General features: G+C 68.2%; 9 protein-coding genes. 6 read left to right on the top strand and 3 right to left on the bottom strand.

Annotated elements, in window-relative coordinates:
* Nucleotides 1-161 precede the first annotated feature (161 nt).
* On the bottom strand, nt 162-794 hold the full coding sequence (kstR, locus tag ACWGIC_RS43585) for a cholesterol catabolism transcriptional regulator KstR (protein WP_452081814.1): 633 nt from the start codon (nt 792-794) through the stop codon (nt 162-164).
* A gap of 163 nt (nt 795-957) precedes the next feature.
* Between kstR and ACWGIC_RS43580 the strand changes: the two genes are divergently transcribed.
* Complete coding sequence (locus ACWGIC_RS43580; protein WP_452081813.1) at nt 958-2,964, top strand: acyl-CoA dehydrogenase family protein; 2,007 nt, start codon at nt 958-960, stop codon at nt 2,962-2,964.
* Nucleotides 2,965-3,023: 59 nt separating this feature from the next.
* On the opposite strand, the gene ACWGIC_RS43575 is transcribed toward ACWGIC_RS43580, so the two are convergent.
* On the bottom strand, nt 3,024-3,860 hold the full coding sequence (locus ACWGIC_RS43575) for an LLM class F420-dependent oxidoreductase (protein WP_452081812.1): 837 nt from the start codon (nt 3,858-3,860) through the stop codon (nt 3,024-3,026).
* A 107-nt stretch (nt 3,861-3,967) separates the two neighbouring features.
* On the opposite strand from ACWGIC_RS43575, the gene ACWGIC_RS43570 reads away from it, so the two are divergent.
* Entirely contained in the window at nt 3,968-4,675 is a 708-nt protein-coding gene (locus ACWGIC_RS43570; protein ID WP_452081811.1) for a class I SAM-dependent methyltransferase, read from the top strand.
* Here ACWGIC_RS43570 and icmF read toward each other — a convergent pair whose 3' ends face one another.
* Nucleotides 4,676-7,915 carry a fused isobutyryl-CoA mutase/GTPase IcmF gene (gene icmF, locus ACWGIC_RS43565; RefSeq protein ID WP_452081810.1) on the bottom strand — a complete coding sequence of 1,080 codons (3,240 nt, stop codon included), beginning with the start codon at nt 7,913-7,915 and terminating at the stop codon, nt 4,676-4,678.
* Between the two features lie 123 nt (nt 7,916-8,038).
* On the opposite strand from icmF, the gene ACWGIC_RS43560 reads away from it, so the two are divergent.
* The 4 genes from ACWGIC_RS43560 to ACWGIC_RS43545 all read left to right on the top strand — a co-directional run bounded on the left by ACWGIC_RS43560 (nt 8,039) and on the right by ACWGIC_RS43545 (nt 10,095).
* A complete protein-coding gene (locus ACWGIC_RS43560; protein ID WP_452081809.1) occupies nt 8,039-8,371 on the top strand; it encodes an ArsR/SmtB family transcription factor in 333 nt (110 codons plus the stop codon).
* Nucleotides 8,368-8,805 (top strand): SRPBCC family protein, encoded by a 438-nt coding sequence (locus ACWGIC_RS43555; protein WP_452081808.1) that lies wholly within the window; start codon nt 8,368-8,370, stop codon nt 8,803-8,805. Before ACWGIC_RS43560 ends, ACWGIC_RS43555 begins: the two co-directional genes overlap by 4 nt.
* A complete protein-coding gene (locus ACWGIC_RS43550) occupies nt 8,802-9,452 on the top strand; it encodes a DUF899 domain-containing protein (RefSeq protein WP_452081807.1) in 651 nt (216 codons plus the stop codon). Before ACWGIC_RS43555 ends, ACWGIC_RS43550 begins: the two co-directional genes overlap by 4 nt.
* An 85-nt stretch (nt 9,453-9,537) precedes the next feature.
* On the top strand, nt 9,538-10,095 hold the full coding sequence (locus ACWGIC_RS43545; protein WP_452081806.1) for a dihydrofolate reductase family protein: 558 nt from the start codon (nt 9,538-9,540) through the stop codon (nt 10,093-10,095).
* Nucleotides 10,096-10,181: the final 86 nt, after the last annotated feature.

The raw sequence follows: 10,181 nt of genomic DNA, 5'->3' as shown, positions 1-10,181 counted from the left end.
GGGCTAGCGCCCCATTGGGGATTTGGGTGCGTCAGAGGCACCCAATGTGGCGTTGGGTGCGTCGCATGCACCCAATGCCACATTGGGGCGCACCCTGGGCAGCCGGGCGGCGGAGTGGTCGTGAGGGGAACCCTGAGGGAATCTGATTCCCTCACGGACGGCTATTTGTCCAGGAGCAGGTGTACGGAGAGTTCCAGGCGGCTCGCGACATCGGCGGCGGAGGCGCGGCGGGTGACCCAGGCGACCAGGTTCGCCATCCATACGTCGGCGACTACGTGGAAGATGTCGCGGTCGGACTCGGTGGGGTCGTCGATGCCCATCGCGCTGGCGAACATGTCTTCCATCAGGCGGCCGACCAGTTCGACTTCGGCGGCTGCGGATGTGTCGGCGAACATGAACGCGCGCACCATCGCTTCGGTCAGGTGCGGATCGCGCTGCATCAGGCGGGTGTTGCGGCCCAGGACGAACATCAGGCGTTCGGCGGGGGTTTCGCCTGGGATCGCGCTGCGCTGGATCTTTTCGTGCGCGGCTTCGAACTGCTGCGCCAAGCCTGACACGAGCAGGTGAATCTTCGACGGGAAATACCGGTACAGCGTGCCTAGCGCGACGTCGGCCTTTTCGGCGACAGCGCGCATCTGCACCGCGTCGTAGCCGCCCTTGGAGGCCAGCGAGAGCGTCGCGTCGATGATGCGGCGGCGGCGGTCTCGCTGGGCCGCGGAGCCCAGTTCCTCGCCCATCGCGCCGAGGCCGTTCGCCCGCGTTTTCGCCGCCGGCGTCTTCGCCTTCCCCGGCATCGCATTCCCCTCTGTCGTCGCGCAAGCAGCTTGCGGAACTCGTTCCAGTTTCCGGCTAAGCGTACCTGCCCTGGAGAAAGGTTCAACTCTCGACCGCCTGGCGGAAAAACTGTAACACGTTCTACACTCGCCAGTAGCTCTGTACCCCGCGAGGAGGAGACCGATGCCGGTCGCGCTCACCGAGGAACAAACCGCGCTCGCTGCCGCTGTGCAGGCCTGGGCGGCGGCACACGATCCGGTCGCCGCTGTGCGGGCGGCCGAAGCCACTGGAGCCGGACTGCCGGACGGGTTCGCGGCGCTCGGTCTCACCGGCATCGCGTTGCCGGCGTCGGTGAACGGTGCGGACGGGACGGTCGCGGATCTCGCGGCTGGGCTCGCCGCAGCGGCGGAAGCGCTGGTGCCGGGACCGTTGCTGAGCACGGCGCTGGCCGGGTTGCTGCTCGCGGAGCACGCGAAGGAACTCGCCGCCGAGATCGCTGACGGCACCGCGAAGGTCGCCGTGCAACTGGACGAATCGGCGACTGTACCCGGCGCGGACGCTGAGTCGTGGTTGCTCGTGCCGAGGGGCGAACGGTACGTCTTGGTGCCGCCCGGTGTGGCGGTGGAACCGTTGGCTCCCTTCGATTTTTCCCGGTCGCTGGGACGCGTCAAACCCGACGCCGAGCTGCCGGGCGAGGTGCTGGACCTGCCGGACGTCCGCGATCTCGCGGCGACGCTCGCGGTCGCGGAAGCGGCGGGCGTAGCGCGCTGGTGCCTGACGACGGCCGTCGAGTACGCCAAGGTCCGGGAGCAGTTCGGGCAGGTGATCGGCGCTTTTCAAGCGGTGAAACACCTCTGCGCGGAGATGCTGTGCCGTGCCGAGGCTGCCGAGGCGTTGGCGTGGGACGCGGCTTCGTCGGTCGGCGATCCGCTGGCCGTGGCGAGCGCGGCGGCGGTGGCGTTGGACGCGGCCATCGAAAACGCGAAGGACTGCATTCAGGTGCTCGGCGGGATCGGGTTCACCTGGGAGCACGAGGCGCATCTGTACCTGCGGCGCGCGTTGGCGTTGCGCCAGTGGCTTGGCGGTTCGCAGAGGTGGCGGAAGCGGGCGGCGGATCTGGCGCTGGCCGGGAAGCGGCGGACGCTCGGGGTGAACGTCGGCGAGGATGCCGAGGTGACCCGGCTGGTCGCGGAAATCGCTGCGCTGCCGGAAGAAAACCGCCGCACCGCGCTCGCGGACTCCGGATTGCTGGCCCCGCACTGGCCTCAGCCGTACGGCCGGGGCGCGGACGCGGCGACGCAGCTGCGGATCGACGCCGCGTTGACGGCGGCGGACGTCCGGCGGCCGGACCTGGTGATCGGCGGCTGGGCGGTGCCGACGATTCTCGCGCACGGCACCGACGACCAGCGCGAACACTTCGCCAGGCCGACGCTGCGCGGCGAGTTGACCTGGTGTCAGCTGTTCAGCGAACCCGGTGCCGGCTCGGATCTCGCGTCGCTGCGCACCGTGGCGCGCCGGACCGACGGCGGCTGGCTGCTGACCGGACAGAAGGTGTGGACGTCGCTCGCACACGAGGCGGACTGGGCGATCTGCCTCGCCCGCACCGACCCGGACGTGCCGAAGCACAAGGGAATCACATACTTCCTGGTCGACATGCGCGCCGCCGGGATCACCACGCGGCCGCTGCGCGAGATCACCGGGCGGAGCGTGTTCAACGAAGTCTTCCTGGACGACGTGTTCGTGCCGGACGCCGATGTCGTCGGAGAACCCGGCGCGGGCTGGAAACTGGCGCGCACGACGCTGGCGAACGAACGCGTCGCGCTCGGCCGCGGTTCAGCGGTGGGCGAGAACGTGGAGGCGCTGCTGGAATCCGCCCCCGCGGACGTAGACCGCGACCGGCTCGGTGCGTTGATCGGGCAAGGCAGCGCGTGTTCGGTGCTCGACCTGCGGGCCACCCTGCGCCGGCTGGACGGGCTCGGGCCGGGCGCGGAGTCGTCGGTGGCGAAGCTGCTCGGAGTACGGCATCGACAGGAAACAGCCGAGTTCGCGCTCGATCTCGCACCGGAGCTGGTCGCGGAAACGCCTGCGGCGCAAGAATTCCTGCTGACCCGCTGCCTGTCGATCGCGGGCGGCACCACGCAAGTCCTGCTGTCCGCCGCCGCGGAACGAGTGCTCGGCCTGCCGCGCTGAAAGTCCGTGAAGGGAACCCTGAGGGAATCTGATTCCCTCAGGGTTCCCTTCACGGCACGCTACTCAGCCCGGTAAGCAGCGGCGAGGCTGGCGTATTCGTCCAGCAGCGCCAGCGTTTCCGCCTCCGGCAGGGTCGGCAGCATGAACCCGTACCGGTTCAGGCCGGCCTCGGCGTACTGCTTGATCGCGTCCGCGTCGGCCGGTCCGCCGAAGAGCGTCGACGGAATGTCCGCGCGCCCCGCGTCAGCGAGCCGCTGACGCACGCTGCGCACCTCGTCCGGCGACACCGCGGGGTTCGGGATCCAGCCGTCGCCGTGCTCGATCAGCCGCTTCAGCGCGGCGTCGCTCGCGCCGCCGACCAGGATCGGCGGATGCGGCGTCTGCACCGGCTTCGGCCACGCGAAAATCGGGTCGAAATCGATGTGCTCGCCGTGGAACTCCGCCTGCTCCTGCGTCCAAATCTCCTTCAACGCCTTGATCTGCTCGTTCAGCAGCGCGCCCCGGGTCTTCGGATTGGTGCCGTGATTGACCATTTCCTCCCGGTTCCACCCGGCCCCGACGCCGAACTGGAATCGGCCGCGCGACAGCAGATCGAGCGACGCCACTTCCTTCGCGGTGTGGATGATGTCGCGCTGGATCAGCAGCACGACCCCGGTGCCCAGCACCAGGTTCGAGGTGTTCACCGCGGCCGCGGTCAGCGCCACGAAGGGGTCGAGCGTGCGGTAGTAGACCCGCGGCAGCTCGCCCCCGCTGGGGTACGGCGTTTCGCGGCTCGCCGGGATGTGCGAGTGCTCGGCGAGGAAGAGCGACGCGAACCCGCGCTCCTCCGCCGCTTCGCCCAGCACGTCGGGCCGGATGCCTTCGTCGGTCACGAACGTCGAGATGCCGAAATCCATGCCTCCTTCTACTCCGGGGATCGGGCAGGTATTCCCGCGGGCTGTTGACAGATCACCGGGATCGTCCGCTAGCGTGAAATCATCAACTGTTGAATAGGAGGCTCCGGATGGACGTGACGGACGTCGACTTCGAGGACATGTACCAGGGCAAAACCCCGATCGGGGAAAAGGTCCCGTGGGACATCGACGGCCCGCAGCCCGCGGTGGTCGCGCTCGAGGCGGACGGCGGATTCCACGGCGAGGTGCTCGACATCGGCTGCGGTCTCGGCGAAAACGCGATGTTCCTCGCGTCTCGCGGACACCGGGTCACCGGTCTCGACGGCGCGCAGACCGCGCTCGCGCGTGCCCGCGAAACCGCCGCGAAGCGCGGTCTGGACGTGACCTTCGCCCAGGCGGACGCGACCCGGCTCGAGGGGTACGAAGGCCGCTTCGACGCGGTCCTCGACAGCGCGCTCTACCACTGTCTCGACGAAGAAGAGCGGCACGCGTACGTGGCGGCGCTCGGGCGCGCGACCAAGCCCGGCGCACGGCTGAACATCTTCTGCTTCTCCGACGCGGTACCGGCGGAGTTCCCGATCCCGTACCGGATCACCGAGCAGAACCTGCGCGAAACCGTCGGCAACGGCTGGACGATCGACGTCCTCGAACCGGCCGTCTACACCACCGCGATGACCCGCGAGGGCCTCATCGCCGCGGTCGCCGCCGTCTCCTCGCCGGACGAACAGCCGGACCCGGCCTCGCTCGACTCGCTGGACGTCGACGAGCAGGGCCGGGTCCTCGCCCCGATGTGGCGGCTGGCCGCGCGGCGCGCGTGATCAGACGTTGCGCCGGTACTGGCCGCCGACCTCGAAGAACGCCTCGGTGATCTGACCGAGCGAGCACACCCGCGCGGCATCCATCAGCACGTCGAACAGGTTGCCGCCGCGGGTGGCCGCCTCGCGCAGCGCCTTGAGCGCCTGCTGGGCCTCCTCGCGGTGCTCCTGCTGGAAATCGGCGAGCCTGCGCAGCTGCGACTGCTTCTCGTCCTCGGTCGCGCGGGCCAGCTCCACCTCGACGTCGTCCTCGCCCGCCTTCGGGTTGCGGAAGGTGTTGACGCCGATGATCGGCAGCGAGCCGTCGTGCTTCTTGCGTTCGTACAGCAGCGATTCGTCCTGGATCCGGCCGCGCTGGTAGCCGGTCTCCATCGCGCCGAGCACGCCGCCGCGTTCGGAGATCCGGTCGAACTCGGTGAGCACGGCCTCCTCGACCAGGTCGGTCAGCTCGTCGATCACGAACGAACCCTGCAGCGGGTTCTCGTTCTTCGACAGGCCCCACTCCTTGTTGATGATCATCTGGATGGCCATCGCGCGGCGCACCGAAGACTCGCTCGGCGTGGTGATCGCCTCGTCGAAGGCGTTGGTGTGCAAGGAGTTCGCGTTGTCGTACAGCGCGCACAGCGCCTGCAGCGTGGTGCGGATGTCGTTGAAGCTCATCTCCTGCGCGTGCAGCGACCGGCCGGAGGTCTGCACGTGGTACTTGAGCTTCTGCGAGCGGTCGTTCGCGCCGTAGCGCTCGCGCATCGCCACGGCCCAGATCCGCCGCGCGACCCGGCCGAGCACCGAGTACTCCGCGTCCATCCCGTTGGAGAAGAAGAACGACAGGTTCGGCGCGAAATCGTCGATGTCCATGCCGCGCGCCAGGTACGACTCCACGTAGGTGAACCCGTTGGCGAGCGTGAAGGCCAGCTGCGAGATCGGGTTCGCCCCGGCCTCGGCGATGTGGTAGCCGGAGATCGACACCGAGTAGAAGTTGCGCACCCCGTGCTGGATGAACCACTCCTGGATGTCGGCCATCATCCGGAGGCTGAACTCGGTGGAGAAGATGCAGGTGTTCTGGCCCTGGTCTTCCTTGAGGATGTCCGCCTGCACGGTGCCGCGCACGTTGCGCAGCGCCCATTCGCGCAGTTCGGCGGCCTCGTCCGCGGACGGCTCGCGCCCGTGCTCCTCGCGGAACGCGGCGAACTTCTGGTCGATCGCGGTGTTCAGGAAGAACGCGAGGATCGTCGGCGCGGGGCCGTTGATCGTCATCGACACCGAGGTGTTCGGCGCGGTCAGGTCGAACCCGTCGTAGAGGACCTTCATGTCGTCCAGCGTCGCGATGGAGACGCCGGAGGTGCCGACCTTGCCGTAGATGTCCGGGCGGGTGTCCGGGTCGTGGCCGTACAGCGTGACCGAGTCGAACGCCGTCGACAGCCGCTTGGCTTCGGAATCGGCCGACAGCAGCTTGAACCGGCGGTTGGTGCGGAACGCGTCGCCCTCGCCGGCGAACATCCGCGCCGGGTCCTCGCCCTCGCGCTTGAACGGGAACACGCCCGCGGTGTACGGGAAGTAGCCGGGCAGGTTTTCCCTGCGCAGGAAGGAAAGCAGCTCGCCGGATTCGGTGTAGCGCGGCAGCGAAACGCGCGGGATCCGGTTGCCGGACAGGGTTTCCCGCCACAGCTGGGTGCGCAGCTCCTTGTCCCGGATCTTCACGACCAGCTCGTCCTGGCGGTACTCCGCGGCGAGCGCCTGGAATCGCTCGAGGAGCTTTGTCGACTCGCCGTCCACATCGGACTCCGCGGCGGCGAGCAGGCCGTCCAGCGCGTCCGTGCTCGCGTCCACTTCGGACAGAGCAGCCTTGGCCTCGGCCAGGTGCTCGCGTTTGCGGATCGCGGCGACCTGCTTCTCGGTCTGCTCGTGGTATCCGCGCACCGTCTCGGAAATCTCCGCGAGGTAGCGCGCCCGGTTGCCCGGGATGATCGTGCTGGCGTCCGTCGAGACCTTGCCCGACACCGCCGGCAGCGTACCGGCCGACACCGACAGCCCGCGGTCGGCGAGCATGTCGCGCAGGTGCTGGTACAGCGCGGTCACGCCGTCGTCGTTGAACTTCGCCGCGCTCGTGCCGTACACCGGCATTTCCTCCGGCGCGGACCCGAACGCCTCGCGGTTGCGCACCAGCTGACGCGCGACATCGCGACGCGCGTCCTCGGCGCCGCGGCGCTCGAATTTGTTGATCGCGACCACGTCGGCGAAGTCGAGCATGTCGATCTTCTCCAGCTGCGACGCGGCGCCGAACTCCGGAGTCATCACGTACAGCGACTCGTCCACGTAGTCGACGATGCCCGCGTCGCCCTGGCCGATGCCCGGCGTCTCCACGATCACCAGGTCGAACCCGGCGGCCTTGCAGGCGAGGATCGACTCGCTCAGCCCAGCCGGGATCTCGCCGCTGGTGGTGCGGGTGGCGAGCGAACGGAAGTACACCGGCGAGCCGTCGAGGCAGTTCATCCGGATCCGGTCGCCGAGCAGCGCGCCGCCGCCCTTGCGCCGCGACGGGTCCACCGCGAGGACGGCGATGCGCAGCTTGTCTTCCTGGTCGAGCCGGAAGCGGCGGATCAGCTCGTCGGTCAGCGAGGACTTGCCGGACCCGCCGGTGCCGGTGATGCCCAGGACCGGCACGTGCTTCTGCCCGGCGGCCTCGGTGATCGCCGTGAGCCATTCCTCCGGCAGGTTTTCGCGCTGCAGCTGGGTGATCACCCGCGCGAGCGCCTGAACGTCGCCGGCCAGCAGCTTGTCGACCGAGGCGGGCGGCTGCGCGGACAGGTCGCTGTCGCAGGCCTTGATCATCATGTTGATCATGCCCGGCAGGCCCATCTCGTACCCGTCCTCGGGCGAGAAGATCCGCGCCACGCCGCGCGAATGCAGCAGGTCGATCTCCTCGCGCACGATGACGCCGCCACCGCCGCCGAACACCTTGATGTGCCCCGCGCCGCGTTCGTTCAGCAGCTCCACGAGGTAGCTGAAGTACTCGACGTGCCCGCCCTGGTAAGCGGAAATGGCGACACCCTGGACGTCCTCGGCGATCGCGGCCGTGGCCACCTCGTCGACCGACCGGTTGTGGCCCAGGTGCACCACCTCCGCGCCCTGGGACTGCAGGATCCGGCGCATGATGTTGATCGAGGCGTCGTGGCCGTCGAACAAGCTGGATGCCGTGACGAACCGGACCGGGTTCGCGGGTCGGTACAGGTCGCTGCCGCTCATCCTCCCAATTTACTAGGACTTCCTACTATTGGAAACCGGAGCTGGAAGTGACCCAGCTCTCAAGGGTTGACAGCGGAGCTATATTCAACCCATCAGTTAATTAACCAAGTGATTGAGCACCCGATGCCCGCAGACCAGCTGAGCACCACCTTCGCCGCACTGGCGGACCCGACCCGGCGCGCGATCCTCGCCCGCCTCACCCGCGGCGAGGCCACCGTCAACGAACTGGCCGAGCCGTTCGAGGTGAGCCTGCAGGCGGTGTCGAAACACCTGAAAGTGCTGGAACAGGCCGGGCTGATCAGCCGGGGCCGCACCCGCCAGTGGCGGCCCTGCCGGCTGGAAGCGGGCCCGCTGGCAGACGTCGCCACCTGGGTCGCGGAGTACCGGCAGTTCTGGGAGTCCGGATTCGACCGCTTGGACGAGCACCTGCGGCAGCTGCAGGAGGGGGCCGAATGACCGAGCTGACCATCACGCGGATCTTCGACGCACCGCGGGAACTGGTGTTCCAGGCCTGGACCGACCCGGCGCACCTGGCCGCCTGGTTCGGCCCGCATGGTTTCGTCGCCTCCGAGACGAGCACAGACCCGCGCCCCGGCGGCGCCTGGCACAGCCGGATCACCAGCGCCGAGCAGAACATCGACCGCCGGGTCTCCGGCGTCTACCGCGAGGTCTCGTCCCCCTCCCGGCTCGTGTTCACCTTCCGCTGGCACCACCCGGAAGACGAAGTCGGCGAAACGCTGGTAACCATCGATTTCGCCGAACTGGCAGGCAAAACCTCGATGACCTTCCACCAAGCCCCGTTCCCGAACAACGCAGAACGCGACGGCCACGCCGACGGCTGGCAATCCGGCTTCGAAGACCTAAACCGCATCCTGGAGGCAGCGAAATGACCACCGCACTCCCCCGAATCGTCTCTCCCGAAGAATGGGCCGCCGCCCGCGAATCCTTGCTGCGCAAGGAAAAAGACCACACCCGCGCCGCCGACCGACTGGCCGCCGAACGCCGCAAAATGCCCATGGTCCACTACCCGAAGCAGTACCGCTTCACCACCCCCGACGGCCCGCAGTCCTTGCTCGATCTCTTCGAAAACCGCCGCCAGCTGGTCGTCTACCACTTCATGCTCGGCCCCGGCAACGAAGCGGGCTGCCCGGGCTGCTCGATGCTCGTGGACTCCATGGGCCACCCCGCACACCTGCACGCCCGCGACGTCACACTCAAAATCGTCGCCCCCGCCACCGCCCCGGAAATCGAGCGCTACTGGACCCGAATGGGCTGGACCCTCCCCTGGGCTTCCGCCGCAGGCACGGATTTCCCCTCAGACTGCGGCGTCAACGGCGGCTTCGGCCTGAGCGTCTTCCTCCGCGACGGCAACGACATCTACCGCACCTATTTCACCGACGGCCGAGGCGGCGACCAGTTCGTCACCACCCTGCGATACCTGGACGTCACCCCGTTCGGCCGCCAAGAAGCCTGGGAAGAAGCCTCCCCCGGCACCGACGCCCCCAGCTCCTGGTGGCGCCGCCACGACGAATACTGAAAACTTTCCCGCGCGACGATGTCCAGACGGCCATGGTGGCTTCGACCTCCTGGTGACCGGCACCCCTCAAGAAAGCGAGCCCGCCATGGCCAACCTGGTCTATGCCGTCCACACGTCCCTGGACGGCTGCGTCGAAGGCCCCGCCGGAGAATTCGACTGGCCCCAAATGGGCCCAGAACTCTCGGCCTACTCGAACGAACTGTGCGAACGCGCCGCCCTGTTCGCCTACGGCCGCCGCGTATGGGAAATGATGTCGAGCTACTGGCCCGACGCGGAGTCCATTTCGGACCACCCGCACGACCTAGCCTTCGCCCCGCTGTGGCGCAAGAAGCCGAAACTGGTCTTCTCCCACACCCTGACCTCGGCAGACTGGAACACCGAGATCGCAAGGGGCGACCTGACCTCCGAAGTCACCAACCACAAAGCCAATGCGGACGGCGACATCCTCCTGATGGGCGGCTACGCCCTAGCCGCAGAACTAGGCCGCCGCAACCTCATCGACGAATACCTGGTCTGCGTCCACCCGGTAATCCTCGGCGGAGACAAACGCCCCTTCGCCGACGCCCGCACCGAACTACAGCTCGTCGAAACACGCACCTTCGACAACACTGTCGTCCTGCTACGCCACCGCACCAACCACTAACCCCGTCCCGCCACACTCAACCCAAGCGCGGGATCGCGTCGGCGTCTGGAGGGCAGTGCGCACGGCCCCCAGGCCGGGTGCACTGC

The organism is Amycolatopsis sp. NPDC054798 (genome assembly GCF_053611505.1).
Note: the sequence above shows the minus strand (reverse complement) of the source record. Positions and strands in the feature narration are given on the sequence as shown.